The organism is Nocardia tengchongensis, assembly GCF_054781395.1.
This window is the reverse complement of record NZ_BAAGUM010000016.1, coordinates 75,620-101,552: the sequence shown is the minus strand read 5'-3', so window position 1 is coordinate 101,552 and position 25,933 is coordinate 75,620. Positions and strand designations below refer to the sequence as shown.

The 25,933-nt window shown below is 69.5% G+C and carries 26 protein-coding genes and 1 other RNA gene; 15 read left to right on the top strand and 12 right to left on the bottom strand.

Annotation, left to right across the window (positions count from 1 at the left end):
- The first annotated feature begins 92 nt into the window (after positions 1 to 92).
- The 4 genes from panB to ACYVKL_RS30905 all read left to right on the top strand — a co-directional run bounded on the left by panB (position 93) and on the right by ACYVKL_RS30905 (position 3,451).
- Complete coding sequence (gene panB / locus ACYVKL_RS30920) at positions 93 to 944, top strand: 3-methyl-2-oxobutanoate hydroxymethyltransferase (protein ID WP_213560274.1); 852 nt, start codon at positions 93 to 95, stop codon at positions 942 to 944.
- Between the two features lie 246 nt (positions 945 to 1,190).
- A complete protein-coding gene (locus ACYVKL_RS30915; protein ID WP_379173360.1) occupies positions 1,191 to 1,610 on the top strand; it encodes a hypothetical protein in 420 nt (139 codons plus the stop codon).
- Positions 1,610 to 2,566: a prolyl aminopeptidase gene (pip, locus tag ACYVKL_RS30910; protein ID WP_379173358.1), complete on the top strand. Its 957-nt coding sequence runs from the start codon at positions 1,610 to 1,612 to the stop codon at positions 2,564 to 2,566. The genes ACYVKL_RS30915 and pip overlap by 1 nt, the downstream gene beginning before the upstream one ends.
- The gene (locus ACYVKL_RS30905) at positions 2,567 to 3,451 is read left to right on the top strand and encodes a CHAD domain-containing protein (RefSeq protein WP_379173356.1); all 885 of its coding nucleotides are present in this window, start codon (positions 2,567 to 2,569) and stop codon (positions 3,449 to 3,451) included.
- A gap of 13 nt (positions 3,452 to 3,464) precedes the next feature.
- On the opposite strand, the gene ACYVKL_RS30900 is transcribed toward ACYVKL_RS30905, so the two are convergent.
- The 5 genes from ACYVKL_RS30900 to rnpB all read right to left on the bottom strand — a co-directional run bounded on the left by ACYVKL_RS30900 (position 3,465) and on the right by rnpB (position 7,749).
- Complete coding sequence (locus ACYVKL_RS30900; RefSeq protein WP_379173353.1) at positions 3,465 to 4,043, bottom strand: Uma2 family endonuclease; 579 nt, start codon at positions 4,041 to 4,043, stop codon at positions 3,465 to 3,467.
- The gene (locus ACYVKL_RS30895; protein ID WP_379173351.1) at positions 4,040 to 5,530 is read right to left on the bottom strand and encodes an RNB domain-containing ribonuclease; all 1,491 of its coding nucleotides are present in this window, start codon (positions 5,528 to 5,530) and stop codon (positions 4,040 to 4,042) included. The genes ACYVKL_RS30900 and ACYVKL_RS30895 overlap by 4 nt, the downstream gene beginning before the upstream one ends.
- A 15-nt stretch (positions 5,531 to 5,545) precedes the next feature.
- Positions 5,546 to 5,872 (bottom strand): hypothetical protein, encoded by a 327-nt coding sequence (locus tag ACYVKL_RS30890; protein ID WP_213560268.1) that lies wholly within the window; start codon positions 5,870 to 5,872, stop codon positions 5,546 to 5,548.
- Between the two features lie 382 nt (positions 5,873 to 6,254).
- Entirely contained in the window at positions 6,255 to 7,058 is an 804-nt protein-coding gene (locus ACYVKL_RS30885; protein ID WP_379173348.1) for an SPFH domain-containing protein, read from the bottom strand.
- Positions 7,059 to 7,317: 259 nt separating this feature from the next.
- Positions 7,318 to 7,749, bottom strand: an RNA gene (rnpB, locus tag ACYVKL_RS30880) — RNase P RNA component class A.
- Positions 7,750 to 7,779: 30 nt separating this feature from the next.
- Between rnpB and ACYVKL_RS30875 the strand changes: the two genes are divergently transcribed.
- Positions 7,780 to 8,667, top strand: coding sequence for an alpha/beta hydrolase (locus ACYVKL_RS30875; protein ID WP_379173346.1), 888 nt, complete (start codon positions 7,780 to 7,782; stop codon positions 8,665 to 8,667).
- Between the two features lie 44 nt (positions 8,668 to 8,711).
- On the opposite strand, the gene ACYVKL_RS30870 is transcribed toward ACYVKL_RS30875, so the two are convergent.
- The 4 genes from ACYVKL_RS30870 to cobC form a co-directional block, all read right to left on the bottom strand.
- Positions 8,712 to 9,965: a bifunctional RNase H/acid phosphatase gene (locus tag ACYVKL_RS30870; RefSeq protein WP_379173438.1), complete on the bottom strand. Its 1,254-nt coding sequence runs from the start codon at positions 9,963 to 9,965 to the stop codon at positions 8,712 to 8,714.
- Positions 9,966 to 10,239: 274 nt separating this feature from the next.
- Positions 10,240 to 10,977, bottom strand: coding sequence for a zinc ribbon domain-containing protein (locus ACYVKL_RS30865; RefSeq protein WP_357203549.1), 738 nt, complete (start codon positions 10,975 to 10,977; stop codon positions 10,240 to 10,242).
- A 169-nt stretch (positions 10,978 to 11,146) separates the two neighbouring features.
- Positions 11,147 to 12,277 (bottom strand): Nif3-like dinuclear metal center hexameric protein, encoded by a 1,131-nt coding sequence (locus tag ACYVKL_RS30860; protein WP_379173343.1) that lies wholly within the window; start codon positions 12,275 to 12,277, stop codon positions 11,147 to 11,149.
- A 56-nt stretch (positions 12,278 to 12,333) separates the two neighbouring features.
- Complete coding sequence (cobC, locus tag ACYVKL_RS30855) at positions 12,334 to 13,383, bottom strand: Rv2231c family histidinol phosphate aminotransferase CobC (RefSeq protein WP_379173341.1); 1,050 nt, start codon at positions 13,381 to 13,383, stop codon at positions 12,334 to 12,336.
- 44 nt (positions 13,384 to 13,427) lie between these two features.
- Here cobC and ACYVKL_RS30850 point away from each other — a divergent pair, with 44 nt between their 5' ends.
- From ACYVKL_RS30850 to sigJ, 4 genes are all read left to right on the top strand, one after another.
- On the top strand, positions 13,428 to 13,934 hold the full coding sequence (locus ACYVKL_RS30850) for a low molecular weight protein-tyrosine-phosphatase (RefSeq protein WP_379173339.1): 507 nt from the start codon (positions 13,428 to 13,430) through the stop codon (positions 13,932 to 13,934).
- A 17-nt stretch (positions 13,935 to 13,951) separates the two neighbouring features.
- Complete coding sequence (locus ACYVKL_RS30845) at positions 13,952 to 14,890, top strand: SURF1 family cytochrome oxidase biogenesis protein (RefSeq protein ID WP_379173436.1); 939 nt, start codon at positions 13,952 to 13,954, stop codon at positions 14,888 to 14,890.
- A 43-nt stretch (positions 14,891 to 14,933) separates the two neighbouring features.
- Positions 14,934 to 15,905 carry a cobalamin biosynthesis protein gene (locus ACYVKL_RS30840; RefSeq protein WP_379173434.1) on the top strand — a complete coding sequence of 324 codons (972 nt, stop codon included), beginning with the start codon at positions 14,934 to 14,936 and terminating at the stop codon, positions 15,903 to 15,905.
- 279 nt (positions 15,906 to 16,184) lie between these two features.
- Positions 16,185 to 17,141 carry an RNA polymerase sigma factor SigJ gene (gene sigJ, locus ACYVKL_RS30835; protein ID WP_379173336.1) on the top strand — a complete coding sequence of 319 codons (957 nt, stop codon included), beginning with the start codon at positions 16,185 to 16,187 and terminating at the stop codon, positions 17,139 to 17,141.
- A gap of 57 nt (positions 17,142 to 17,198) precedes the next feature.
- On the opposite strand, the gene ald is transcribed toward sigJ, so the two are convergent.
- Positions 17,199 to 18,308, bottom strand: coding sequence for an alanine dehydrogenase (gene ald / locus ACYVKL_RS30830; RefSeq protein ID WP_379173334.1), 1,110 nt, complete (start codon positions 18,306 to 18,308; stop codon positions 17,199 to 17,201).
- 107 nt (positions 18,309 to 18,415) lie between these two features.
- Positions 18,416 to 19,204 (bottom strand): MBL fold metallo-hydrolase, encoded by a 789-nt coding sequence (locus ACYVKL_RS30825; protein WP_379173332.1) that lies wholly within the window; start codon positions 19,202 to 19,204, stop codon positions 18,416 to 18,418.
- A 71-nt stretch (positions 19,205 to 19,275) separates the two neighbouring features.
- On the opposite strand from ACYVKL_RS30825, the gene ACYVKL_RS30820 reads away from it, so the two are divergent.
- The 6 genes from ACYVKL_RS30820 to ACYVKL_RS30795 all read left to right on the top strand — a co-directional run bounded on the left by ACYVKL_RS30820 (position 19,276) and on the right by ACYVKL_RS30795 (position 23,869).
- Positions 19,276 to 20,256: a GlxA family transcriptional regulator gene (locus ACYVKL_RS30820; RefSeq protein ID WP_379173331.1), complete on the top strand. Its 981-nt coding sequence runs from the start codon at positions 19,276 to 19,278 to the stop codon at positions 20,254 to 20,256.
- A 9-nt stretch (positions 20,257 to 20,265) separates the two neighbouring features.
- On the top strand, positions 20,266 to 20,781 hold the full coding sequence (locus tag ACYVKL_RS30815) for a gamma carbonic anhydrase family protein (RefSeq protein ID WP_357096816.1): 516 nt from the start codon (positions 20,266 to 20,268) through the stop codon (positions 20,779 to 20,781).
- 140 nt (positions 20,782 to 20,921) lie between these two features.
- Complete coding sequence (locus ACYVKL_RS30810) at positions 20,922 to 21,095, top strand: hypothetical protein (protein ID WP_213560258.1); 174 nt, start codon at positions 20,922 to 20,924, stop codon at positions 21,093 to 21,095.
- Positions 21,096 to 21,240: 145 nt separating this feature from the next.
- Positions 21,241 to 21,870, top strand: a complete 630-nt coding sequence (locus ACYVKL_RS30805) for a TetR/AcrR family transcriptional regulator (protein WP_379173329.1) — start codon at positions 21,241 to 21,243, stop codon at positions 21,868 to 21,870.
- A gap of 64 nt (positions 21,871 to 21,934) precedes the next feature.
- Positions 21,935 to 22,651: a SanA/YdcF family protein gene (locus ACYVKL_RS30800; RefSeq protein WP_379173326.1), complete on the top strand. Its 717-nt coding sequence runs from the start codon at positions 21,935 to 21,937 to the stop codon at positions 22,649 to 22,651.
- Positions 22,652 to 23,086: 435 nt separating this feature from the next.
- On the top strand, positions 23,087 to 23,869 hold the full coding sequence (locus ACYVKL_RS30795; RefSeq protein WP_379173324.1) for a helix-turn-helix domain-containing protein: 783 nt from the start codon (positions 23,087 to 23,089) through the stop codon (positions 23,867 to 23,869).
- A 226-nt stretch (positions 23,870 to 24,095) separates the two neighbouring features.
- Here ACYVKL_RS30795 and gndA read toward each other — a convergent pair whose 3' ends face one another.
- Positions 24,096 to 25,538 (bottom strand): NADP-dependent phosphogluconate dehydrogenase, encoded by a 1,443-nt coding sequence (gndA, locus tag ACYVKL_RS30790; RefSeq protein ID WP_379173322.1) that lies wholly within the window; start codon positions 25,536 to 25,538, stop codon positions 24,096 to 24,098.
- Positions 25,539 to 25,933: the final 395 nt, after the last annotated feature.

The window sequence follows — 25,933 nt, the reverse complement described above, 5'->3', positions numbered from 1 at the left end:
TCGGGCGTGAGCGGCCGGAATGGCAGACTGAGGACGTCAGAACAACCCGGGGACCCGGCACGGGCCTCGAGGAAACGACGAAAGGGACGATGATGTCCGTATCCGATGCGGAAACCCCTGTGTACGGTTCGGCGCCGACAACTCCCGCGAAGCGGAAGACGCGAGTGCAGCACCTGCAGCAGATGAAGCAGGCGGGCGAACGCTGGTCCATGCTCACCGCCTACGACTACTCCACCGCTCGGCTCTTCGAAGAGGCCGGGATTCCGGTTCTCCTGGTCGGCGACTCGGCCGCCAATGTGGTGTACGGCTACGACACCACCGTGGCGATCACCGTCGACGAACTGATCCCGCTGGTGCGCGGTGTCGTGAAGGGCGCTCCGCACGCGCTCGTGGTGGCCGACCTGCCGTTCGGCAGCTACGAGTCCTCCCCCGAGCAGGCGCTCGCCACGGCGGTGCGGTTCATGAAGGAGGCCGGGGCGCACGCGGTGAAACTGGAGGGCGGTGAGCGCGTCGCCGACACCATCCACAAGCTGACCGCCGCCGGCATTCCGGTGATGGCGCACATCGGGTTCACCCCGCAGAGCGTCAACACGCTGGGCGGATTCCGGGTGCAGGGCCGTGGCGACGGGGCCGAGCAGCTCATCGCCGACGCCATCGCGGTGCAGGAGGCCGGCGCCTTCTCCGTCGTCATGGAGATGGTGCCCGCGGAGCTGGCCGGGCAGGTCACCCGCAAGCTGACCATTCCGACCGTCGGCATCGGCGCGGGCGTGGAATGCGATGCGCAGGTGCTGGTCTGGCAGGACATGGTGGGCTACACCGGCGGCAAGACCGCCAAGTTCGTCAAGCAGTTCGCCGATGTGGGCGGTCAATTGCGGACCGCCGCAGCCACTTACGCCGACGAGGTGCGGCGCGGGGTGTTCCCCGGCCCGGAGCACAGCTACTGAGCCGTCCAGCCGCACGCTGAACACGAACGCCCCCGCACTGATCGCGGGGGCGTTTCGGTGCGCGCCGGGCCGGTGCCACACGCGGGAGGCGACCTTGGCCGCGCCTACAACCCATGCGGCACCATTGATAGCGTTCGGCTATCCGGCAGCTTTCGGGCCCTGCCTTCTCGGTCCACGGCCCACTTTTGGTGGCAGACTCGGTAGCCAACGAGCTGGAACGACCAAAGGGAAGTCATGGATCGTGGAATGAGTCGCTGGATCCGCCGTACTTCGCTGCTGGGCGCGGCGGTAGCCACCGTCGCGCTGACCGCGGCCTGCGGGAACACCACCACCGGGCCGTCGCAGCAGAGCTCCGGCTCGCCGACGACCGCATCGGCCACCGTGCCCAGCACCGGTGCGCCCTTGAACGTTTCCGAGGACCAGGCCAAGCAGCTGTGCGACATGCTGCGCCCGCAGCTGTCGGACTGGCGGGTGCAGGGGCCGACGCTGGGCAAGGTCGCGTTCAACGCCACCGTGGTGCAGTGGGCGGTGCAGAACGGCCTGTTCCTGCCCAACGAGCGGGGCGTGGTGGACCGGGTCACCACCAAGAGCTGTTCGGACGTGCGTGATCAGACGCTGTCGGCGCTGGAGATCCCGAATATGGCAGCGGGCCTGGTGGCGGGCTGATGCGCACTCTGTATCCGGCGATCGAGCCCTACGAGCAGGGCATGCTGGACGTCGGTGACGGCCAGTCGCTGTACTACGAGGTGAGCGGCAATCCCGACGGCAAGCCCGCGGTCTTCCTGCACGGCGGGCCGGGCGGCGGCACCGCGCCCTATCACCGGCAGTTCTTCGATCCGGCGGCGTACCGGATCGTGCTCTTCGATCAGCGCGGCTGCGGGCATTCGACGCCGCACATCGCCGACGGGGCGAGCCTCGAGCACAACACCACCTGGGATCTGGTGGCCGACATCGAAAGGCTGCGAACGCATCTCGGCGTCGAGCAGTGGCTGGTGTTCGGCGGTTCCTGGGGTTCGACGCTGGCTCTGAGCTACGCCCAGACCCACCCGGAGCGGGTCACCGAATTGGTGCTGCGCGGCATATTTCTGTTGCGGCGCAAAGAAATCGATTGGTACTACAATGGCTCCGCGGGGTACGTGTACCCCGACGAGTGGGAGAAGTTCCTGGCGCCGGTGCCGGAAGCCGACCGCGGCCGCGACCTCGTGGAGGTCTACCACGGCCTGCTGCACTCCCCCGATTCAGCTCTCGCCACCGACGCGGCCGTCGCGTGGTCCACCTGGGAGGGTGCCACGAGTTCCCTACTGCCCCAACCGGATCGGGTCACCGAGACCGCCGATCCGCGCTTCGCGCTGGCCTTCGCCCGCATCGAGAACCACTATTTCGTCAACCACGGCTTCCTCGACGAGGGCCAGCTGCTGCGCGACATCGACCGCATCGCCGACATTCCCGGCGTCATCGTGCAGGGCCGCTACGACGTCGTGTGCCCGGCCACCAGCGCCTGGGACCTGCACCGGGCCTGGCCCGGTTCGGAACTGCACCTGGTGGCCGACGCCGGCCACGCGGCCCTCGAACCCGGCATCACCCACCACCTGGTGGAGGCCACGGACAAGTACAGGACGTAGATGAGCGCCACAGCCGGTCCCGCCTTGATCGACGCAGTAGCCGCCGACGTGGACCGGCTGTGCACCGCCGAACCCGATGTGCGCCAAGACCTTCCGGATTCGGTGCACAAGATGCGGGTCGCCACCCGCCGCTTGCGCAGCGTGCTGAAGTCCTACCGCCGGGTGCTGCGGCGCCGGGCGGTCGGCGAGATCACCGACGAGCTCCGCTGGCTGGCCGGGCTGCTCGGGGTGGCTCGCGACGCCGAAGTCCGCGCCGAACGCTTCACCGCCCTACTCGGCGATACGGGCGTGCCGCTCGCCGACGCCGGGGAGAAATCCACTCGCCGAGAGGATTTCGGGCAACGCCTGGTCGCCGAGGAGCGAGCGATCTACGCCGACGCGCACCGCGCGGTGGTCGACGCGTTCGACAACGACCGCTACACCGCCCTGCTCGGCACCCTGCACGCCTTGATCACCGACCCCCCGCTGAAGAAGGACTCCCGCGCGACAGAACCCGCCGAACCGGTCTTCACCAAAGTGCTGCGCCGCGACCTGCGCGAGCTACGCCACCTGGTGCACTCCGAACACGGCCTGGCCGACGCCGACCGCATCGAGTGCCTGCACGACATCCGCAAGGCCGCCAAACGATTGCGCTACTCCGCCGAGGCCGCCACCACCGTCCTCGGCAAACCCGCCGAGAACCTCGGCAAGCAGGCCAAACACCTACAAGGCGTACTCGGCGACCACCGCGACGCCGTGGAGGCCCTGCACACCATCCGCACCCACGTCGCCGACGCCGATTCCAGCTACCAGCGCCTCTGCGACGCCGAGGAGACGGCGGCCGCCAGAGCACTCGAGCAATACCCCGACGCCGTCGAGTTCGTGCACCACCACCCGTTGGACTAGCCGCGAATCGCGCTCAGAGCCTATCGATCTCGGTGAGATCGATGTCGATCTCGAACGGCACGGTCAACTTCAACCGGTCATGGTGAATTCCGGTGAGCGCGTAGACGCCGGAGGCCGGATCGAGTTCGTAGACGTAGACAACCGGCCTCCCATCGACATTCTCTACGCGCCAGAAATGTGCGATTCCGGCCTTCGCATACAGCTGGGGCTTACGCTCGCGGTCCCGAGTCAGGGATTCAGGTGAGACGATCTCCACAGCGAGTAACACATCATCGGCCTGGTATCCGGTCTGATCGTAGTCACCGTCCCGGTCCGCGAACGCAACGATGACGTCCGGCTCGGGACGCTGATCACGGTCCAGCGTGACCGTCATTTCTCCCCGCACCCGCAAATGCGCCGGAACGAACCGGCGAAGTCCGGCGTCCAGCAGCACGTTGGCAAGGCGGTCGAACTTCGATTGCGGGCTCACGAAGACGAGACTCCCGTCGATCAACTCGGTGTGCGGCGGCAGGCAGGGAAGGCGATCGAGGTCTTCGGCGACGAATCCCCCCGGCGGCGGGCGCAGCCACTGCGGAAATGGTTCGACGATCATGAGGTCGAGTATGGCGCCGATGGCGCTGGTCCGGCGGGGTAGGCGAACGTGACGGTGCGGGTTGCGGGGTCCGCGACGGCGAGTCGCACCGGCACCGTGTCGCCTTCGGGTGGGGTGCCGGTGCATTTGGCGAGGACGGGTGGGTCGGCGATGAAGATTTCGGCGGGGCGGGTGCCGTTGGCTTCGCGGAGCACGACCGCGTCGAAGTCGGTGTCGACGCGCGGGGACAGGACGGTGGCCTCGGTGAGGTCCAGGCAGGCGCGTTCGACTTTGGCGGAGAGGGCGTCGGTGCGGCGCATGGTGTCGACGGCGGCGCCGAGTTCGTCGCGGACCCACTGCGGGACTTCGGTTTTCGCGCAATGGGCGAGGCAGATCTCGGTGGCGTAGCGGTCGGCGAGGCGGCGCAGCGGGGCGGTGACGTGCGCGTAGGGGGCGCCGATCGCGCTGTGCTGCAAGGTGTCCGGGGCCTGGCCGTTGAGGATGGTGTAGGCGGCGCCGCGCAGCAGGCCGGTGGCCTCCGACATGAGCACCAGGGCGGCGGGGGTGTTGCAGTCCAGGGCGGCCAGCATGCGGCCCGCGGATTCGCCGGGCGGCCACGGCACCCCGACCGCGGCGGCGGTGCGGCGCATGGAGGCGATGGCGGCGGGGGCGGGCGGGGGCATGGTGCGCAGCAAACCCGGTTGTTCGGGGTTGCCGGAGCCGTTCGAATCATGTCCATCGAGCATGATTCGGGCCGCGCACATGCCGGTCAGCAGGGAGACCTGCTCGTTCCAATCGTCGGCGGCGGTGCGCGGTTCGAGGGCCAGTTGCCAGTGGTCGATGCCGGTTTGCTCGGCGTCGCGGATCACGGTCTGGTCGGGCAGCCGCAGGGTGATGGCGCCGCGCGCGATACCGGCCTCGATGCGCAGCCGCCCGAACTCGGGCAGCGCGGCGATCGAGGGGTGCAGGCGGCCGGCGTCGGCGTCGGCCTGCACGCTCTGGTAATCCAGGCGGGCGCGGGAGCGGACCAGCGCGCGGGTGACCGTCCAGTGCACGGGTTCGGCGTGCGCGTCGCATTCGATGGTCCACAGTGCAGCGGGGCGGTCCACGTCGGGCAGCAGGCTGGCGCGGCCCTCGGACAGCGCGGTCGGGTGCAGTGGGACGGTGCCGTCGGGGAAGTAGAAGGTCTGGCCGCGGGTCAGGGATTCGCGGGCCAGCGGCCCGCCGGGGACGACCATCGCGGCGACGTCGGCGATGGCGTAGTAGAGGAGGAATCCGCCGTCCGGGGTGCGTTCCAGGTAGACCGCCTGGTCCAGATCCATGGCACCCGGGGGATCGATGGTGACCAGCGGAATCTCCCGCCGGTCGGCTCGGGCGCCCGCGAACGCGTCGACCGCGTCGCGGGCTTCCGAGACGGCCTCGGACGGGTAGTCCGAGGCCAGTCCGAACTCGGTCCGGACGGCGCCGAAGTCCACCGGCGCCGACCTGATCCGTTGATGCAGTTCCACGAGGGAAAGCCGACCCTACTGCAGGGCCAGCATGGTGCCGTTCAGCTCGTTGAACGGACCGTACACGGTGAACACCACACGACCGCCCGGGTACTGCGACGACAGCGCCGCCGCGGAATCCAGGGCCTCCCCGAAGGAAGCGGCCGACGGGTGCGGCAGGCCCGCGATGACCTGTCCGAAGTGATTCTGAGCCACCCACTGGGTGTCCGCCGCGGTGAGATCCACCTGCACCCCGCCCGGCAGCGGGGTGATGGCGACCGCGGAGGCGGAACCGGCACCCAGCACTGCGGAAGCGGCAGCGGCGAGGAACGCACCCACTGCCAGTTTGCGAGCAATTCGCATTGAGACGAGACCTGCTTTCCGACGATTGTCGAGCCCTTCGTCCGTTGCGGACCGCAACGGAACTTTCCAACGCGCAACACTTTATGACGTCGATCACGTTCGGTGCCAGTTCAAGGCGAATAACCCGCCCGACACGCCGAGCCGCGCCGGTACACACCGTGTCGCGCGCCGCAATTCTCATCCACCGGAGTGCTGCGCGCAGCGAAACGGGCGAGCGGTGTCGATCACGCCGCCCGCCCGCGGAATTTCGCGCCGCGGTCTACTTACCGCGCAGACCGCTCGGGAACTTGGCGCTGAAGAGTTTGAATCCATACGCGATGCCGAACAGCACCACGATGGCCGCCGGTTGTACGAAACCCGCCATGACTGACTTCCTCATCTCTCACGACGCGCCGGGATCCTCCGGCGCGGTCTCGGCCGGCGGGCGCCCGCTGCGTTCGAGGAAACGCAGCAGCTCCACCGGGAACGGCAGTACCAGGGTCGAATTCTTCTCCGCCGCAACCTGAACCACGGTCTCCAGGAATCGCAGCTGCAGTGCCGCGGGCGCGGCGGACATATTGGCGGCGGCCTCGGCGAGTTTGTGCGACGCCTGCAATTCGCCTTCGGCGGAGATGACGCGGGCGCGGCGTTCGCGTTCGGCCTCGGCCTGGCGAGACATGGAGCGCTTCAAGGCATCCGGCAAGGCCACATCCTTGATCTCGACGCGATCGATGTGCACGCCCCAGTTCAGCGCCGGGGAGTCGATGAGCAGCTCGAGTCCTTTGTTGAGCTGCTCGCGATTGGACAGCAGATCGTCGAGCTCGCTCTTGCCGATGATGGACCGCAGCGAGGTCTGCGCCACCTGCGCGACGGCGAACAGGTAATCCTGTACCTCGACGAGGGCGCGCATCGGGTCGATGACCCGGAAATAGACGACGGCGTCCACGCGGACGGTCACATTGTCGCGGGTGATCCCTTCCTGGGCGGGCACCGGCATGGTGATCACCTGCAGGGAGATCTTCGACATCTTGTCCACGCCCGGGATCAGCAGCCGCAACCCCGGCTCCCGGACCGCTCGCACCCGCCCCAGGCGGAATACGACCCCCCGCTCGTATTGGGCGACCACCCGTACCCCGGCCGCCATGCCGATTCCGGCGATCACGACGAGGGCGGCGAGCCACCCGATCAACAGATACAGAACATCCATTGTTCGCTCCGCGAAACGATTTCCGCGCCATCGAATACCCGATGGTGTGCCTCCATCATGGCACCGCGCCACGCACGCCGCCGACGAGATAACAACCCCGCAACATAGAGCACCGGATTCACCCAGTGGTTCGGGGCGCGTCTCGTTCTGGACCGAGTGGAGCGGGGGAGCGCAGCGGAGGAGCGGAGGGAGGGAAGAACGAGACCTCCAGCGCCCCGAACCCGCCCCGGAGCGAACTGCAGGGGCAGAAGATTCAGGGCGGACGAGTCGGTCTGTAAGCCGGATCCTGTCCCCGGCGTCGAAACGCCGGGTGGCGACCATCCATCTGGACACACCGTTGCCGGGTGCCTCGAGCGGTCCACCCGCAGGCTCGGGCGAGCAGCCCTCGAACACCTGCGCAGTCGCACTCTCGCGAGTCCGACCTTCGACCTTGCTCCGGGCGGGGTTTACCTAGCCGCACCGGTCACCCGGCACGCTGGTGCGCTCTTACCGCACCGTTTCACCCTTACCGGCGGTGCACTTCTCGCGAAGTGCGGCCCGCCGGCGGTTTGTTTTCTGTGGCACTGTCCCGCGGGTTGCCCCGGGTTGCCGTTAACAACCGCCCTGCTCTCCGGAGTCCGGACTTTCCTCGGCAAGAGGCTGCGGCACACGTGTTGCCCGTTCCTCTCGCCGCGGCCGCCCGACCGACTCGTCCGCGGCCACCAGGGTACGGTAGGGCGTCATGGAGCGTGTCGAGGTGGGGTTCCCTTCGGGTGTCGAACAGTGCGCAGGATGGCTGTATCTCCCCGATGGACCGCCGCGTCCGCGCCCGCTGGTGGTCATGGGGCACGGGCTGGGGGCGGACCGGGAAATGGGGTTGGATCGCTATGCCCGGCGGTTCGCGTCGGTCGGAATCGCGGCTCTGGCCTTCGATTATCGGCATTTCGGGGCCAGCGGTGGTGAGCCGCGGCAGCTGATCAATATCGCGCGGCAGCGCGAGGACTGGCATGCGGCGATCGCGTACGCGCGCACGATTCGCGGCATCGACGCGACTCGAATCGCGTTATGGGGCAGTTCTTTCGGTGGCGGGCACGTGCTCGCGGTGGCGCCGGACGACCATTACATCGCGGCGGTCGTCGCGCAGTGCCCGTTCACCAGCGGTTGGTCCTCGGCGTTGGCGAAGGGCCCGTTCAGCTTGTTCAAGACGGGCACGCTGGCGGTCGCGGATCAGGTGGTGGGACCGATCATTCGGCGTCCGATCACCGCGCGGCTGGCGGGGAAGAAGCATTCGGCGGCGTTGATGAGCGCCGCCGACGTGCCCGCCGGGTTCGGACGGCTCGCCGAGGAGAGTGCGCAGTACCGGCCGAAGGTGGCGGCGCGGATCGGGCTGTCGACGTTGTTCGACAATCCGACCCGGCATGTGAAGGACATCAAAGCGCCTGTGCTGTACGCGATCTGCGACAACGATTCGGTGGCCCCGGCCGGGCCGACGGTGAAGGCCGCCGAGCGCACCAAGCACGCCACGGTGAAGCGCTACCCGATCGGCCATTTCGACATCTACTTCGACGACTGGTTCGAGAAGGCCGTCTACGACCAGACCGAGTTCCTGATGGCGACGCTGCGGCCGTGAATCGAACCCCCCTGAAGCCCAGGGGGTTTCAGGGGGGTTCGGGGTCAGAGATACGACGTGTCGTTGACGAGCCGCACCGAAGAGCCGCCGTCGGAATAGAATTCCGCGACCGACAGCGACGCCAGATCCAGGTGCAGCCGGTACAGCAGCGAGGGACCCACCCCGAGCGCCAGCTGCAGCAGCGTCTTGATCGGCGTGACGTGGCTGACCACAAGCACATTCGCGCCCGGATACATCGCCACCAGATCCCGGCGGACCGCCTCGACGCGTTCCCGGACCTGGTCGAAACTCTCGCCGCCGGGCGCGGGCAGCGACGGATCGCCCAGCCACCGCGCGTGCAGTTCCGGATCGTGGTCGCGGGCTTCCTGGAAGGTCATGCCTTCCCACGCACCGAAATCGGTCTCGGTGAGCCCGGGCAGTTCCCGGACGGGCAATCCCAGCGCCTGCCCGGCCGCCGCCGCGGTCTCGCGCGCCCGGCTCAGCGGCGAGCACACGATGGCTTCGATCCCGCCTTTGCTCGCGAGCATGGCCGCCGCCTTGGCCGCCTGCTCCCGCCCGAGCTCGGTGAGCGGCGGATTGCCGCGACCCGAATACCGCCGCTGCACCGACAATTCCGTCTGCCCGTGCCGCAACAGCAGCAGCCGCGTCGGCCGCCCGACGGCGCCGGTCCACCCGGGCGCGTAACCGGTCACCGGCGTGGTCGCCGCTACGGCCTCGGGGACTTCCACCACGCCACCCGCCACTGCGGCGCTGATCTCCCCCACCACGGCGGTCAGCGCCTGCTGTCCACCCGGAGCGTTGTCACCGGCAGCGGAATTCGCTGAGCCGGACGAGAGGTCGGCCGTGCGCCCGAGCGCCTGACCGGACTCGGTCAGCGCCGAACGGACTTCGGCGACGGTGTCCGCGTCGTCCATGGCCTCGTTGGCCAGCCGGTCGGCGTGCGAGTTCTCCTTGCGCGGAATCCACGTGAAGCTCACCCGATCGAATCCGGCGACCAGTCGTCGCGCCCGGTCGGCGAGCGGAATCATGGCCTCGTGCTTGACCTTCCAACGGCCCGACATCTGCTCGACGACCAGCTTGGAGTCCATGCGCACGGCCACTTCTCGCGCCCCGAGCTCGGCCGAAGCCTCCAAACCCGCGATGAGCCCGCGATATTCGGCGACATTGTTGGTGGCGACCCCCAGGAATTCCTTACGCTCGGCCAGCACCCGCGCCCGCTCGGCGTCCCACACCACCGCGCCGTACCCGGCGGGCCCAGGATTGCCGCGCGAGCCGCCGTCCGCCTCCACGATCACCATGTCCACCAACGCTGTTCACCTTCCGTGCCGTCGAAAACTGCGCCCGCGTGCCGCACCGCCGTGCCACCACCGAGGCCGTCGGCGCGCTGTGCTTCGGTGCGCCCGCATCATCCGAGACGCCGTGCCGGCGTCTCAGCCGAGCGGCCGGGCCATCTCGCCGCGGGCCCGGTGCGTGACGGCGTCGATATTCTCGCGCTTCGCCACACCGGCTCGCGGCATTCGAGCCGCCTCCGGTTCCGCGTCGGACGGCCGGGGCCTGCCGCGCGCCGGTCGATCAGAGTCCGGAGTGCTTGGTGCGCACCAGGATCGCGCCGCATTCGGGGCAGCGGACGACCACGTCGGAGGCGGTCTGGGTGATGCGGGAGATTTCGCCGCGGTCGAGTTCGATGCGGCAGGCGCCGCAGCGGCGGGCCTGGAGCAGGGCGGCGCCGACCCCGTAGGTGGTGCGCTGCTTGTCGTAGGCGGCGAGCAGGTCGGCGGGGAAGGAGTTGGTGAGGGCGATGCGGTCGGAGTCGCAGCGCTGCTGGGCGACGGCCAGGTCGGCGAGGGCGCTGTCGCGCAGGCGCTCGGCGTCGACCAGTTCGGCTTCGGCCTGATCCAGGTTGGCGCCGGCGTGCGCGTGCGCGGCGGCGGCGGCCTCGCGGCGCTCCATCACCTCGATCTCGTCGTCCTCGAGCACCTTGCGGCGGCGTTCCAGGCTGCCCAGCTCGTGCTGCAGTTCGGAGAGCTGCTTGGCCCCGACCGAACCGGCGGTGAGCATGCCGCGGTCGCGTTCCTCGCGCTTGCGGACGGCCTCGATCTCGCCTTCCAGTTTGCGGATGTCGCGGTCCAGGTCGTCGATGAGGATCTCGGCCTTCACCGCCTCGTCCTTGCGTGTGGTGCGCTCGGCCGCCAGCCGGTCCACCGCCTGCTGCTCGGGCAGCACCTTGCGGCGGTGCTCGATCCGCGTCAGCTCGGCGTCGACGGCGGCGAGGTCGAGCAGCTTGGCCTGGATCGAAGATTCGGCATTCAACGCGAAGGTCTCCTGGACGCTAAGGACGATTTCAAGACACCCACCGTACCGCCCCGGCCGGGCCTGAAACGCCAAGCCCGCCTCTAGCAGGACAAACGCTCCCGCCGACCGGGCCGGGCCGGAAATTCACCGGGCCGGGCGGGGTCGAGGAGGTCGCGCCGGTCACGCGTCAGCAGTCCGAGGCGCCGATCGTCCAGGGGTCGGTGCGCAGGGTCGAGACGCGGGTCTCGAGGGCGGGCAGGGCGTGGCGCACCACACTTTCGGCCTGGGCGCACCACGGGTACTCGGTGGCCCAGTGGGCGGCGTCGACGAGGGCGGGGCCGCCGGCGCGCAGGTGTTCGTCGGCGGGGTGGTGGCGCAGGTCGGAGGTGACGTAGGCGTCGACGCCGAGGCGGGAGACCTTGCCCAGGAAGGAATCTCCCGCGCCGCCGCAGACCGCGACGGTGCGGATAACGCGGTCCGGGTCGCCCGCGGCGCGCACGCCCCAGGTGGTGTCGGGCAGGGCGGCGCGGACACGGGCGGTGAACTCGCGCAAGGTTTCCGGGGCCGGGAGTTCGCCGATGCGGCCGATGCCCAGGCCGGAGGGCAGGGCGGCGCGTTCGGTGACGTGATAGGCGGGTTCCTCGTAGGGGTGAGCGGCGCGCAACGCGGCCAGCACGGCGGCTCGGCGTGACGGCGGGGCGACCAGCTCGAGCCGGTCCTCGGACACCTCGTGCAGTTCACCGGCCACGCCGAGGGCCGGGTTGGAGCCTTCGAGGGGACGGAACTGGCCGGTGCCCGAGACCGTCCAGGCGGCGTCGGAGTAGTTCCCGACGCTGCCCGCGCCCGCGGCGAACAGGGCGTCCAGCACGGCGTCGCGGTGCGTGATCGGCACCTGCACCACCCACTTGTCCAGTGCGGTCAGCGGTTTCGCGTCGAGCGGACCGGTGATCGTGAGTCCGATGGCGTGCGCGAGCGCGTCCGAGACGCCGGGATCGGCGGAGTCGGCGTTGGTGTGGGCGGTGAACAGCGCGCAGCCGGAGCGGATGAGCCGGTGCAGCAGCGCGCCTTTGGGGGTATCGGCGGCGACGGTGTCGACGCCGCGCAGCAGCAGCGGGTGGTGGACCACCAGCGCCTGCGCGCCCCAGTCGAGGGCTTCGTCGACGACCGCGGCGGTGGCGTCGACGGCGAACAACACCCGCGTCACCTGGTCGCCGGGATCACCGCACACCAGACCCACCGAATCCCAGGATTCGGCGAGCTGGGGCGGGTACGCCGCATCCAATGCAGCGATGAGATCCGCCAATCGCACCGTCGTCACCACAACCGAACCTCCTTGTCGATCACCGGCCCACAAGTCCCCGCTCATAACCGCGTTCACAGACCCACGTCCCGGATGGCCGCGACGAGCCGGTCCACGGCCTCCGCCGGCCGCACCGCCACCCGCAGGTAACCCGTTTCCAGTCCGGGGAAAGTATCACCGCGGCGCACCGCGATCCCCTTGTCCGCGAGCCGCTTTCGCAGCAGTTCCGCGTCCGGCACCCGCAGCAGCAGGAACGGCCCGGACGCGGGCTCGTGCACCTCGATGCCCAGTTCCCGCAGCCGCGGGATCATGGCGGCGCGGTCGGCGGCGATGGCCTCGGCCTTGCGCTGCGCTTCGGCGACGGCGGACGGTTCGCTCACCGCCGCAATGGCTTCCAGCTGCAGGGTGCCCAGCGGCCAGTGCGGGCGGCCGTGATTCAAGCGGGCCAGCACCTCGGGTGCGCCGAGCACGTATCCGCAGCGCAGCCCCGCCAGCGCCCAGGTCTTGGTGAGGCTGCGGAACACCAGCACATCCGGATAGCGCTCTCCGGCAAGCGATTCCAGCTCCCCCGGCACCGCGTCCGCGAAGGCCTCGTCCACGACCACGATCCGGCCCGGCCGGCGTAGCGCCCGAATGCTGTCGGCCGTGTGGAGCATCGAGGTGGGGTTGGTGGGATTGCCGACCACCACCAGGTCCGCGTCCTCTGGAACGACCGCGCCGTCGAGCCGGTACGGCGGTTCGAGCAGTACCCGCTCCACCGGCACCCCCGCTTCGCGCAGCGCCAGCTCCGGTTCGGTGAAAGACGGGTGGATCACCGCGGCGAGCCGCGACCCCAGTCGCGGCAGCATGGCGAATCCCTCGGCCACTCCCGCCAGCAACAGCACCTCGTGGACGGACCGCCCGTGCCGCGCGGCGACCGCCTCCCGGGCCGCCCGCTCGTCCCCGTCGCCCGGGTACCGCCCCAGCTCACCGAGCCGTCCGGCCAGCCGTTCCCGCAGCCACCGCGGCGGCGCACTGCCCTGGACGTTCACCGCGAAATCCACCATGCCCGGGCGCGCGTCCACGTCTCCGTGGTGCCGCAGCCTGGCATGGTCGAAATCGTGGAAGTCGGTGTCGTCCGGCACAGCCGTCCACCCTACGTGGCCGCCTTCCGCGCCTACCGGCCAGAATGGCTGTCGTGGGCGACCTGCATGTGACGTTTATCTGCACCGGCAACATCTGCCGTTCCCCGATGGCCGAGAAGATCTTCGCGGCGCATCTGGAGCGGGCCGGGCTGGCGGATCGGGTGCGGGTGAGCAGCGCCGGGACCGGGAGCTGGCATGTCGGTGACGAGGCCGATCACCGGACCAACCGGGAGCTGATCGCGCACGGGTATCCGACCGGGCACAGCGCGGCCGTGATCGGGGCCGACCATCGCGACGCCGACCTGGTGGTGGCCCTGGATACCGGGCACGAGCGGGACCTGGCCCGGATGGGGGTGCCGTCGGATCGGCGGCGACTGCTGCGCAGCTTCGACCCGCACGCGAACGGCCGCTCGGTGCCCGACCCCTACTACGGCGACCAGTCCGATTTCGCGTTGGTGCGCGAGCAGATCGAGGCGGCCGTGCCGGGCATGCTGGACTGGGTGCGCGAACAGCTCGGCGAGACCGCCGGGGATACCCGGAGGGACGCATGAGTTCGATAACCGCGCTGCTGCGCCGTCTCACCTTCCTGCTGCGTCCCAGCTGGCTGATCCTCGCGGTCGTGGTGGCCGGATTCGCCTACCTGTGTTTCACCGTGCTCGCCCCCTGGCAGCTGGGCAAGAACACCCGCACCTCCGAACGCAATGACCGGATCGCCAGTTCGGTGCACGCCGACCCGGTGGATGTCACGACCATGCTGTCCGGCGACGGCAAGAACACCGAATGGCGGCGCGCCACCGCCACCGGCAGCTACGTCCAGGATTCGACGGTGCTGGTCCGGCTGCGTCACCTCGACGGCCAGCCCGCCTACACCGTCCTGGCCGCCTTCCGCCTCGACGACGGCCGCACCCTGCTGGTCGATCGCGGCCAGATCGCGGCGGCCCAGGGCGGCACCCGTCCCCCGGTGATCGCCGCCCCGCCGACCGGTCCGCAACACCTCGAAGCCCGCGTCCGCGCCTCCGAGGGCATCATCGAGAAGAAGCCCCCGACCACGGAAGACGGCTACCGCCAGGTCTATTCGACCGACACCCAGCAGGAAGCCGCGGTCCTGGGCCTCCCCCTCACCCCGATCCCCACCAACGGCCTCGGCGGCTACCTCCAGCTCGACGCGGGCCAGCCGGGCGCCTTCACCCCCGACGCCCTCCCCCAACTCGACGCAGGCCCGTACCTCTCCTACGGCCTGCAATGGCTGGCCTTCGGCGTCATGGCCCCCTTGGGCCTCGGCTACTTCGTCTGGTCCGAGATCCGTGCCCGCCGCCGCGAGAAGTCCGAAGCGGCCGCCCAACCGGCCACCGCAACTCAGGCGACGAACACCGCGACGACCGAGAACCTCGCGGCGGAAACGCCCGCTCCGACGAAGACGGCGAAGCCGAACGACCCGGCACCGAAGCCGAAACCCGCCACCAACGAGGCCCGTCTCGCCGACCGCTACGGCGGCACCCGCCGCTGACTCCGGTCGGAGTACCGGCCTCCGCTAACCTCGCCGGGTGCGTATGGGGACTGCTACTGCGGCCGGGCTGCTGCTCGGGTTCGGACTGGATCGGGTGCTGGGCGATCCTCGGCGCGGGCATCCGGTGGCCGGGTTCGGTTCGGCGGCAATGCGGGTCGAGCGGGTCACCTATCGCGACAGCCGGGCGGCCGGGGTGGTGCACGAAGTTGTGCTGGTCGGAGCTGTCACGGGGTTGGGTGTCGCGGTGCGGCGAGCGGTATCCGGGCGGAACGGGCGGCGGCGTGGCGATGTCACCGTGGCGCGGGCGCTCGGGGAGGTTGCCGTGACCGCCGCCGCAACCTGGACCGTGCTCGGCGGGACCACCCTGGCGAAGACCGGGCGGGAGATGGCGGACCGGCTCGAGTCCGGCGATATCGAGGGCGCGCGGGCTTTGCTGCCGTCGTTGTGCGGCCGCGATCCCGAGTCGCTCGACGCGGACGGGCTGGCGCGGGCCGCGCTGGAATCGATTGCCGAGAACACGTCGGATGCGACTGTGGCGCCGCTGTTCTGGGGCGCGGTGGCGGGAGTTCCGGGCCTGCTGGCGTATCGGGCGATCAACACCCTCGACGCGATGGTCGGCTACCGCAACGAGCGCTACGAGCGGTTCGGCTGGGCAGCCGCGCGCACCGACGATGTCGCCAATCTCGCGCCCGCCCGCGTCAGCGGCCTGCTCACCACCGCCCTCGCACCGGTGATCGGCGGCCGCCCGGCCACTGCGTGGCGAGCTTGGCGGCGTGATGCCGGCAAGCATCCGAGCCCGAATGCCGGTGTGGCCGAGGCCTCCATGGCTGGCGCGCTGGGCGTGACCCTGGGCGGCCGCACCGAATACCGGCACGGCATCGAGATGCGCCCGACCCTGGGCGATGGACCGGTCCCCCGCGTCCACGACCTCCGCCGCGCGGTGCGACTCTCGGAGGCGGTGCAGGTCGCCACCGCGCTGGCGGCCGCGACCGCCGCCTACCTCCGGCGGCGCTGACTCACCGACGCCGGCGATCAGCCCTCGGCGACCCCGTGAGTACGCGGTAAATCTTGCGGCGCGGCGCGGGTCGCGCGGGCGGTGACGACTTCGCTCCCACGGCAGTGTGGATCCTCGCGGCAGCGCAGTGGTCCCGGTGGTTTCGGGTTCGTCATTCCTGAACCGGCCGGTCGGATTGACTATGTTCGTCAGGTGAATGTCACAGTCCGCCGAACTGTTTCGTCGGTGCTGTAGACGGTTCGCCCGGCGGGCGGGCGTGAGCGAAGGCGAGGGTGTGCGATGAGTGGTGACGAACGGCGGAACGGGCCCGATCAGGCCGAGCTGGCGCGGCGGTTCGAGGAGCATCGCGGATATTTGCGGCGGGTCGCGTACAGCACGCTCGGCAGTCTCAGCGACGCCGACGATGTGGTGCAGGAGGCGTGGCTGCGGCTGGTCCGGTACTACGAGACCAGTCCGGAGGGTGCGGATATCGAGAATCTGCGCGCCTGGCTGACCACGGTCACCGGCCGCCTGGCCCTGGACTACCTCGGATCGGCGCGCGCCCGGCGCGAACAGTATGTGGGCGAATGGCTTCCGGAGCCGGAGATCACCACCTGGGACGACCCGGCCGACCGCATCTCGCAGGACGAGCGGGTCACCACGGCGCTGCTGGTGGTGCTGGAATCACTCTCGCCCGCCGAACGGACCGCGTTCGTGCTCCAGGACGTCTTCGGCATGACCGGTCCCGAGGTAGCGGAAGTGGTGGGCCGCACCCCGGCGGCGGTGCGCCAGTTGGCTTCTCGGGCCCGCAAACACGTGGAGGAGGGCACGCCCCGCTTCCCGGCCAGCGCCGACGAGCACGAGAAGGTGGTGTCGGCGTTCGCGGTGGCGTGGCGGTCCGGTGACCTGAGCGCACTGCTGGGCGTGCTGGATTCCAATGTCACCTTCACCTCCGACGGCGGCGGCAAGGTGCAGGCGTTCCTGCATCCGATGCACGGTGCGGACAAGGTGGCCAAGACGCTGCTCGGGTTCCTGAAGTTCGCGTCCGAGGTGGGTGGCGCGTGGGGCCGTCCGGTGCTGGTCAACGGGCGTCCCGGACTGGTGGTGTTCGACGGCAAGAACACCGGCGTCTTCTCGTTCACCATCGACGAGGGCCGGATCACCAAGATCGACGTGGTGCGCAACCCGGACAAGCTGCACGACATCCCGGCCGACGGCGCGGGCCCGGACTGGGCGCTCGGCTCGACCGACAACTGACCGACGGAAACGGCGGGCCCGCAACCGGATTCACCCGGTTGCGGGCCCGCTGCCGGTTCAGGAGCCGACGCGGACCGCGGGCCGCAGCCCGTGCGCCGCAGCGACCTCCGGCGTGTAGAGCCGCCCGGCGTCGGCCGTCAAACCCTGAGCCAGGCCGGGATCCGCGGCGCACGCACCGGACCAGCCCAGCTCCGCGATGGCGCGGGCATACGGCAGCGTCACATTGGTGAGCGCCACGGTGGACGTGTGCGGCACCGCACCCGGCATGTTGGCCACGCAGTAGAACAGCGTGTCCGCTACCTGGAATGTCGGTTTCGCATGGGTGGTGGGATGCGAGCTCTCGAAGCACCCGCCCTGATCGATGGCGATGTCGACCAGCACCGCGCCCGGCCGCATGCGGGCAACCAGACTGTCGGGCACCAGTTTCGGAGCGCGCGCACCCGGCACCAGCACCGACCCGATCACCAGATCCGCTGCGAGCACGGCCTTCTCGACCTCGGCCGCATTGGATCCGATGGTGATGACGCGCCCTCCGAACCGGGCGTCGAGTTCCCGCAACCGCGCGATATTGGTGTCCAGCACCGTGACTCGCGCCCCCATCCCGACCGCAACGTTGGCCGCGTTGCTGCCCGCCACTCCCCCGCCCAGCACCACCGCGTCCGCAGGCGGCACGCCCGGCACCCCGCCGAGCAGCACACCGGACCCGCCTTGCGGTGACATCAGGTGATACGCCCCGACCATGCTGCCGAGCTTGCCCGCCACCTCGCTCATGGGGGCGAGCAGCGGCAGGCTGCCGTCGGCGGCGCGCACGGTCTCGTAGGCGATGGCGGTGATGCCGGAGCGCAGGATGGCGTCGGTGCAGTCCCGCGAGGCGGCCAGGTGCAGGAAGGTGAACAGCACCTGCCCCTCCCGCATGCGCGGATACTCCTCGGCGATGGGCTCTTTCACCTTCAGCACCAGTTCGGCGGCGCCCCACACGTCGTCGGCGTGTGGCGCGGTGCGGGCTCCCGCCTCGAGGTAGGCGGCGTCGGGGAATCCGGAACCGATGCCCGCTCCGGCCTCGATCAGCACCTCGTGTCCGTGCCGCACCAGTTCCCCGGCGCCGGCCGGGGTGAGGGCGACGCGGTATTCCTGTTCCTTGACCTCGCGTGGAACCCCGATTCTCATACCGTCATAGTTCCCCGGCCGGGGCCGCGCCGCCATCAGCGCCACGGCCCGATTTCAGTTCGGGGCAATCGGCCGGTTATCGCCTATCGCGGGTGTCGGTCGCCCGTTCACGCTGCCGCGAGCGCGAGCACCTCGCCGGGCGTCGGAATGCGCAGCAGGTGGCCGCGGTCGGCGAGCGCGAACCGGTGCGCCAGGTAGTCGAGGTGCTCGGAGAAGTGCGCCCAGCCCTCCGCGTGCACGGGGACGATCAGCGCGTCGCCGAGCGCGATCGACGCCTGGGCGGCGGTGCGGCCGTTGAGGGTCAGATCGTGGTCGCCGAACGCGCCGACATTCGCGCCACCGACATTCAGGATCGCGAGATCGATGCGTCCGAAGCGTTCGGCGATCCGCTCCACGTACTCGACCGAGGCGTTGTCGCCCGAGACGTACACCGTCGGCAGCCCGTCGGCCTGCAGCACGAATCCGGTGACCACGCCCGTGATCGGCTCGCACCCTTCCGGCCCGTGCAGCGCGGGCACCCCGGTCACCGTCACCGCGCCGATCTGCACCGATTCCCAGTTCGCCAGCCCGCGAACACCTTCGATGCGTCCGGCCGCGTCCGGAGTGGACAGCACTGTCTCCACGCTCGCCAGGAATTCCCGCCCGGACACGTCGAGGTTGTCGGCGTGCTGGTCGTGCGAGAGCAGCACGACGTCCACCGGCCCGATCTCGGCGGCGGGCACGGCGGGACCGGTCAGCTTGATAAGGGTGACCCGGCCCTGGTGCTCGCTCGGGCCGTCGAAGGTGGGGTCGGTCAGCCAAACCAGGTCGCCGTAGGCGAATCGCACTGTGGGGCCGCCGATGTGGAGCAGTTCGACGGTGGTGGCGCCGGTCGCGGTGTTGATCGTGTTCGTCATGCCTTCGAGTTTCGTGGCGAACGATCCGCGCCGACAGTGGCCCGCAGGCCCTGTATCGATAAAATCGGGCCATGAGTATCGCCCCGCTCACCCGGCCCGAACCGCAGCACACCGTCGCCGTGCTGATCTACGACGGGGTCAGCCCGTTCCACCTGTCCGTCCCGACGCTGGTGTTCGGCCGGATCGGCGCGGGCGGCCCGGACGGCAGTCCGTACCGGGTGGTGGTGTGTGCCGAGCAGCCCGGAACCATCGCCACCGCCGCGGGTTTCGACATCGTGGTCGGTCACGGCCTGGAGGCGACCAAGACCGCCGATACCGTCGTAATCCCCAGCTGGGAGCTCGATCGCCCACTGCCCGAGCCGGTTCGGGACGCCCTGCATCGGGCGCACGCGCGCGGCGCGCGAATCGTCGGCCTGTGCCTGGGCTCGTGGGCGGTGGCGGCGAGCGGTCTGGCCGACGGCCGCGAGATCACCACACACTGGTCGGCGGCCGCGGAGCTGGCCCGCGCCTTTCCGGCGGTGCGGGTGCGCGCCGACCGGTTGTGGTCCGATGACGGCGATCTGATCACCTCCGCGGGCACCGCGGCCGCCCTGGACTGCTGCCTGCATCTGGTGCGCGCCGACCACGGCAGCCGGGTGGCCGCCGCGCTGGCTCGCGTGCTGGTGCTGGCCCCGCACCGCAGTGGCTCGCAGGCGCAGTACATCCCGATCGCGGTGCCGGAGTCGACCGATCAGGATCCGATCGAGCACGCCATGGTCTGGGCCAGAACGCATCTCGACGAGCCGGTGGACCTGGACGGCTGGGCCCGCACGGCGCTCATGTCGCGGCGCACCTTCACCCGTCGTTTCCGCGACCGCACCGGCGCGAGCCCGCAGCAGTGGCTGCTGCAGCAGCGTGTGGATCACGCTCGCCTGCTGCTGGAATCGACCGAGGACACCATGGATCGCATCGCCGCCGATTCCGGGCTGGGCACCGGGGTCAATCTGCGCCACCACTTCCACCGCCTGCTGGGTACCACCCCCGCGGCCCATCGCGCCCTGTTCCGCCGCTAAGTTCGGCCCATGAGGATTCAGCTGGGTGAGCATGCGCCGCAGATCGACGAGACCGCGTGGATCGCGCCCAACGCCACCGTGGCCGGCCGGGTGCGGCTGGAAGGCGAAGTGAGCGTCTGGTATTCGGCGGTGCTGCGCGGGGACATGGACCAGATCACCGTGGGCGCGCGCAGCAATATCCAGGACGGCTGCGTGCTGCACGCCGATCCCGGCTTCCCGTGCACCGTCGGCGAGGGTGTCTCGGTCGGGCACAACGCGATTCTGCACGGCTGCACCGTCGGCGATGACGTGCTGATCGGGATGGGCGCGACGGTGCTCAACGGCGCGGTGATCGGCGAGGGCAGTCTGATCGCGGCCAACGCGCTGGTGCCGGAGGGCGCGCAGATTCCGCCGGGGTCGCTGGTGGCGGGCGTCCCGGGCAAGGTGCGCCGGGAGCTGAGCGAGGCCGAGCGCGATCACATTCGCCTGAATGCGGCCGCATACCTGCACAACTCGGCGCTACATCGCCAGGGTCAAGAGGTGTGACTGAAAGGGGCGTGTGAGAATCCCCACACTGATCAAGTGACCAGTCAGTCCGCTGCTAGCATCGGCGGATGCGTTCCCGGCGGCCCGCGCTGTGCAGCCGCTAGCCGGGTGCGCGCTCGGGGCTAGCAGGAGGTTTCACGGTGTCGTACAAGCACGACGGTATGCACCGACAGCGCATCAGCGTGGCCGACATCGCCGCGCAGCCAGGGGGATTCGAAGCGCTCCAGCGCCGCGTCCACGAACTGCGTTCCAGCGGAATCGATTTCGCGGCCAATGCGATAGAGAGCGAAATGGCTGCCCTCGACGTCCGCTGATCGGACCGGGCGTTCACTGATCGGACGGGGCACGAGTCGGCGCCCCGAGGCGATGCGATACTTTCGGATCGGCCTGTGCGCTACCGCGCCTCGGCCGTTCACCGCGTTGTCGCGGGGTCGTCCACCCGATCGACTTGGAGACTCGATGCCGTCCGTTCCCACCATCCTGCAACGCATTCTCGAGAAGCCGCGGGCCGAAGGCGAACAGCTATTGGAAAGCGCGCTGTCGGCGTTCCTGGACTTCGGGATCAAGCGAACCAGCATGGGGGAGATCGCGCGCCGCGCCGGCATCAGCCCGGCCACCCTCTACCGTCGGTTCGAATCCAAGAACGATCTGGTCGCCGCGGTCGGAGTGCGCGAGGCGCAGCTGTTCATCGCCTCGATCGACGAGCGAGTGCAGGCCGCAGCCGTCGGCAAGTCCGGGGACGCGCAGCTGGTCGAGGTGTTCGCGGCGTTCATCATCCAGCTGGCCAACAACAAGCTGCTGCGCCGGCTGCTGCGCACCGAACCGGACACCATCCTGCCGCGCCTGACCACCGAGGCCGGGCCGGTCCTCGCGGTCGGACGCACCTATCTGGCCGAGAAGCTGCGCGCGCTACAGGCTTCCGGTGACCTGCCCGAGTTCGACGCGGATCTGGTGGCGGAGGTGTTCGCGCGGCTGGGGCAGTCGCTGGTGTTGACGCCCGACGGGCTGATTCCGCTCACCGACGAGGCGGCCGCGCGGGAATTCGCGCGGCGCACGGTGCTGCCGATGATCGGCGTGCGGACGGTCTGAGCGGGGATCCGGCACGGCCGAAACCGGCTCGGACAATTTTCCGGCTTGCGGCAGACTGGCAGGCATGAAGTTGCGCGCCGCCGTTCGTTCCACCCGCACCCGGGTCGCCGCGTGGTTCCCGAGGCGGCGCGTGGTGAAGATCTGCGTGGCGCTCGCGGTGGTGGGTCTCGCTGTGCTGATCGGGTCGGATCTGTGGATCCGGATGGCGCATCGAAAGTACGAGTACAGCGTCGAGAGTGCGCCGTCCGCCGATGTCGCGATCGTGCTGGGCGCGGAGGTGAAGCCGGACGGGAGGCCGTCGGACTATCTGAAGGCCCGCCTGGATCTGGGCCGGCAACTGCTCGAGGCCGGGAAGGTGAAGGCGCTGCTGCTCACCGGCGACAACGGCCGCGCCTCCTACGACGAGCCCACCCGCATGCGCGACTACCTGGTCGGGCACGGCGTCCCGGCGGCCAAGATCGCACTGGATTACGCGGGCTTCAGCACCTATGAGTCCTGTGTGCGCGCCCACGATATCTTCGGCGTCCGCTCCGCCATCGCGGTCACCCAGGATTTCTCGCTCCCCCGCACCATCGCCCTGTGCCGGGCGGCGGGCATCGACACCGTCGCGGTCGGCGACGACACCATGCCGCACAACACCGTCTACCGCGAGAACTGGCTGCGCGAGCAATTGGCCGACACCAAGGCCGTCTATTCGATCCTGTTCCGCCCGGAGCCGACTTTCCGTGGCCCGCAGGAGAGTACGGTCCGCGACGCGATCGCCGCGGACCCGCAGCAATAACCGGTCAGACGTTCCCGGCCAGTGAGCCCGCCAGACCCGCGACGCCGGCGGCGACCGCGCTTCCCGTCATCAGACCGACCGCGGCGAGAACCAGTGCCATCATATTCCGAACCTTTCGAGAGCGAATTTCCACAACGCCTCGAAAAGTAGTGCGGCTCAGTAGCTCCCGACGAGACCCGGAAGCCGATTCTGCGCCGACTCCATGGCGATACCCAGCACACTCCCAGTTCCCGATCCAACGGCGCTGTGGTAAGCGGGTTTTCCGCGCGAGTAACACGACTGCACTGCCCGCCACAAGGACTGGAAGCAACACAAAGAGGATCTAACGCATCATCGCCGCGTACCGAACAAATATGGCACCATCCGTCATAGGTTGCTCGTCGGTGACTACGAGCGGGATTCAGCGACAAGCACACGTTGGGAAGGCAGGTCCCGGTGACCGGAGACGGCGAAAGCCGCACAGTTGCGGATGAAATCGCTGTTCCGACCTTCGGCCAGGCCCTGCGCCGGCTGCGCGACGAACGCGGCTTCTCCCGCGAACATTTGGCATACTCGGCCGGCGTCAGCGCCAGCTACGTCACGCTCCTGGAGAAGGGCGAACGCGGCAATCCCACCAGATCGGTGGTCGAAGCTCTGCTGCGTTGCCTGGACACCATGACCCCGTTGACCGCCACCGACCGCAGGCACCTGTTCGACCTGGCCGGTCTCCGCTTCGAGGACAGCCCGACCCCCGACGATCTCCTCGCCTCCCTCACCCCCGACGAACGCGACGCCCTGCACCTGTTCCACCCCACCCTCGCCGCCTACCTCGACGTCTGCGGCAACGTCCTGGACGCCAACGACGCTTGGTACGCAGCCCTCCCCGGCCTCCGCGAGGAACGCAACGTCTTCCACTGGCTGTTCGGCAACCCGGTCGCGAAACTCGTAGAAGCCGACTGGCAATCCGAGGCCCGCCTCTACGTCCTCTGGCTCCGCATGACCCTCGGCCGCACCCCCGAAGACCCCGCCCTCAACGCCCTGGTATCCGACCTCGCCTGCTACCCCCACTTCCGCCATTACTGGACCGACAACACCGTCGAATTCACCCCACCCGTCCGCAACCTCCGCCTCCGCAACCCCAACTCCGGCGCCACCCACGAATACAACGTCCAAGCCGGCCCCATCCAAAGCGAAACCTACCCCGAACGAATAATCCTCCTCCTCTGCCTGCCCCTCTGACTCGCAACCACCGGCGCGGTTACCCAAATTCATTGCCGCGCAACTCATAACCGCGGTGGCCCTTGCACTCTCGAAATGCCAAGGCATTGAACAGATATCGCCTTCTGGGAGCAGACATCCCTGAATCACTGTGCCGTTGAACGCCATCCGGAAATAGCGAGAGGGCGGAGTTCCGCGGGGTGCGCGGGCCTCCGCCCTCTCGGGGGAAATACTGTCCGGCAGTAGGTTACGCCTGGACTTCGCTGCGGTCGCCGCTCCACAGCGTGTGGTACTTGCCTTCGGCGTCGATGCGCTCGTAGGTGTGGGCGCCGAAGAAGTCGCGCTGGCCCTGGGTGAGGGCGGCCGGGAGGCGCTCGGCGCGGAGGCCGTCGTAGTAGGACAGCGACGACGCGAAGGCCGGGACCGGGATGCCGAGCTGAGTGGCTACGACAACCACGCGGCGCCAGCTGTCGATGGCCGTCTCGATGGCCTCGCGGAAGTACGGGGCCAGGATCAGGGACGGCAGGGCGGGGTCGGCTTCGTAGGCTTCCTTGATGCGGTTGAGGAAGCGGGCGCGGATGATGCAGCCGCCGCGCCAGATGGTGGCCAGGTCGCCGGGGTGCAGGTCCCAGTTGTATTCGGCGGAGCCGGCGGCGATCTGGTCGAAGCCCTGGGCGTAGGCGACGATCTTGGAGGCGTAGAGGGCCTGGCGGATCGCCTCGGTGAATTCGGCTACGTCGGTGGGCTTGTCGCCGAGGACGCCGGAGGCGAGGCCCTTGGCGGCGGCGCGCTGGGTGCGGGAGCCGGACAGGGCGCGGGCGAAGACGGCCTCGGCGATTCCGGTCACGGGGATGCCGAGGTCGAGGGCGGACTTGACGGTCCAGCGGCCGGTGCCCTTCTGCTCGGCGGCGTCGACGATCACGTCGACCAGGGGCTGGCCGGTCTTGGCGTCGACCTGGTTGAGCACCTCGGCGGTGATCTCGACCAGGTAGCTCTCCAGGTCGCCGGAGTTCCACTGGGTGAAGACGTCGGCGATCTGCTTGGCGTCGAAGCCCAGCGCGTCCCGGAACAGGTTGTAGGCCTCGCCGATGAGCTGCATGTCGGCGTACTCGATGCCGTTGTGCACCATCTTCACGAAGTGGCCGGAACCGTCGGGGCCGATGTGGGTGCAGCAAGGGGTGCCGTCGACCTGGGCGGCAATCGATTCCAGCAGAGGGCCCAGCGACTCGTAGGACTCCTTCGGGCCGCCCGGCATGATGGCGGGGCCGTTCAGGGCGCCCTCCTCGCCACCGGAGATGCCGGCGCCGACGAAGTTCAGGCCGCGCGCCTTCATCGCCGCCTCGCGGCGGATGGTGTCGGTGTAGAGGGCGTTGCCGCCGTCGATGATGATGTCGCCGGGCTCCATGGCCGCGGCCAGCTCCTCGATGACGGCGTCGGTGGCGTCGCCGGCCTTCACCATGATCAGCACGCGGCGCGGCTTCTCCAGCGCGGCCACGAACTCCTCGACGGTCTCGGTGCGCACGAAGTCGCCGTCGCCGCCGTGCTCGGCGAGCAGGGCGTCGGTCTTGCCGATGCTGCGGTTGTGCAGGGCCACGGTGTAGCCGTGCCGTGCGAAGTTGCGGGCGATGTTGCTACCCATGACCGCCAGGCCGGTCACGCCGATCTGGGCGCGCGCTTCCGAGGTCGCCATGAAACAGCCTCTCCGTTCAGATGTCGATGACCGCACGAAGTCCCTCGGCGGCGGCATCAGCGGATGCGTCCACGACGCCATACCTTTTCTACCGCACGCCCGATTGTGAGCTGACCGCGGCTGCGCGGCATGCGACCCGGCCGAGCCGCGCGGCCGACCCGCCCGCACCGCGGCAACCCGATCACGCCCTCCGCCGCTCACGCGCCACCGCAACGTCACGAGTGCGGTCGGGCTCGGCAGCCGGACCCGGATCGGGTAGCGGCTCGCAGGATCAGGACCGAAGGCGACGTCACAACAGCGCGGCAACGCGCACCGGGTTCACAACAACCGCGAGCACCAGCCACCACCATCGACGCAAGCGCCGAAAACACCTGGCCGCCAACACCGCTCCCCCG

Bases quoted from the DNA above. Each gene is read 5' to 3' on its own strand.
- ACYVKL_RS30825 (WP_379173332.1), bottom strand. From the start codon at position 19,204: ATGACGAACACGATCAACACCGCGACCGGCGCCACCACCGTCGAACTG.
- ACYVKL_RS30885 (WP_379173348.1), bottom strand. From the start codon at position 7,058: ATGGATGTTCTGTATCTGTTGATCGGGTGGCTCGCCGCCCTCGTCGTG.
- sigJ (WP_379173336.1), top strand. From the start codon at position 16,185: ATGAGTGGTGACGAACGGCGGAACGGGCCCGATCAGGCCGAGCTGGCG.
- ACYVKL_RS30905 (WP_379173356.1), top strand. From the start codon at position 2,567: ATGAGCGCCACAGCCGGTCCCGCCTTGATCGACGCAGTAGCCGCCGAC.
- ald (WP_379173334.1), bottom strand. From the start codon at position 18,308: ATGAGAATCGGGGTTCCACGCGAGGTCAAGGAACAGGAATACCGCGTC.
- ACYVKL_RS30890 (WP_213560268.1), bottom strand. From the start codon at position 5,872: ATGCGAATTGCTCGCAAACTGGCAGTGGGTGCGTTCCTCGCCGCTGCC.
- ACYVKL_RS30820 (WP_379173331.1), top strand. From the start codon at position 19,276: ATGAGTATCGCCCCGCTCACCCGGCCCGAACCGCAGCACACCGTCGCC.
- ACYVKL_RS30850 (WP_379173339.1), top strand. From the start codon at position 13,428: ATGGCTGTCGTGGGCGACCTGCATGTGACGTTTATCTGCACCGGCAAC.
- ACYVKL_RS30870 (WP_379173438.1), bottom strand. From the start codon at position 9,965: ATGGTGATCGTGGAGGCGGACGGCGGCTCGCGCGGCAATCCTGGGCCC.
- ACYVKL_RS30800 (WP_379173326.1), top strand. From the start codon at position 21,935: ATGAAGTTGCGCGCCGCCGTTCGTTCCACCCGCACCCGGGTCGCCGCG.
- pip (WP_379173358.1), top strand. From the start codon at position 1,610: ATGCGCACTCTGTATCCGGCGATCGAGCCCTACGAGCAGGGCATGCTG.
- ACYVKL_RS30900 (WP_379173353.1), bottom strand. From the start codon at position 4,043: ATGATCGTCGAACCATTTCCGCAGTGGCTGCGCCCGCCGCCGGGGGGA.
- ACYVKL_RS30805 (WP_379173329.1), top strand. From the start codon at position 21,241: ATGCCGTCCGTTCCCACCATCCTGCAACGCATTCTCGAGAAGCCGCGG.
- gndA (WP_379173322.1), bottom strand. From the start codon at position 25,538: ATGGCGACCTCGGAAGCGCGCGCCCAGATCGGCGTGACCGGCCTGGCG.
- panB (WP_213560274.1), top strand. From the start codon at position 93: ATGTCCGTATCCGATGCGGAAACCCCTGTGTACGGTTCGGCGCCGACA.
- ACYVKL_RS30840 (WP_379173434.1), top strand. From the start codon at position 14,934: ATGGGGACTGCTACTGCGGCCGGGCTGCTGCTCGGGTTCGGACTGGAT.
- ACYVKL_RS30875 (WP_379173346.1), top strand. From the start codon at position 7,780: ATGGAGCGTGTCGAGGTGGGGTTCCCTTCGGGTGTCGAACAGTGCGCA.
- ACYVKL_RS30915 (WP_379173360.1), top strand. From the start codon at position 1,191: ATGAGTCGCTGGATCCGCCGTACTTCGCTGCTGGGCGCGGCGGTAGCC.
- ACYVKL_RS30815 (WP_357096816.1), top strand. From the start codon at position 20,266: ATGAGGATTCAGCTGGGTGAGCATGCGCCGCAGATCGACGAGACCGCG.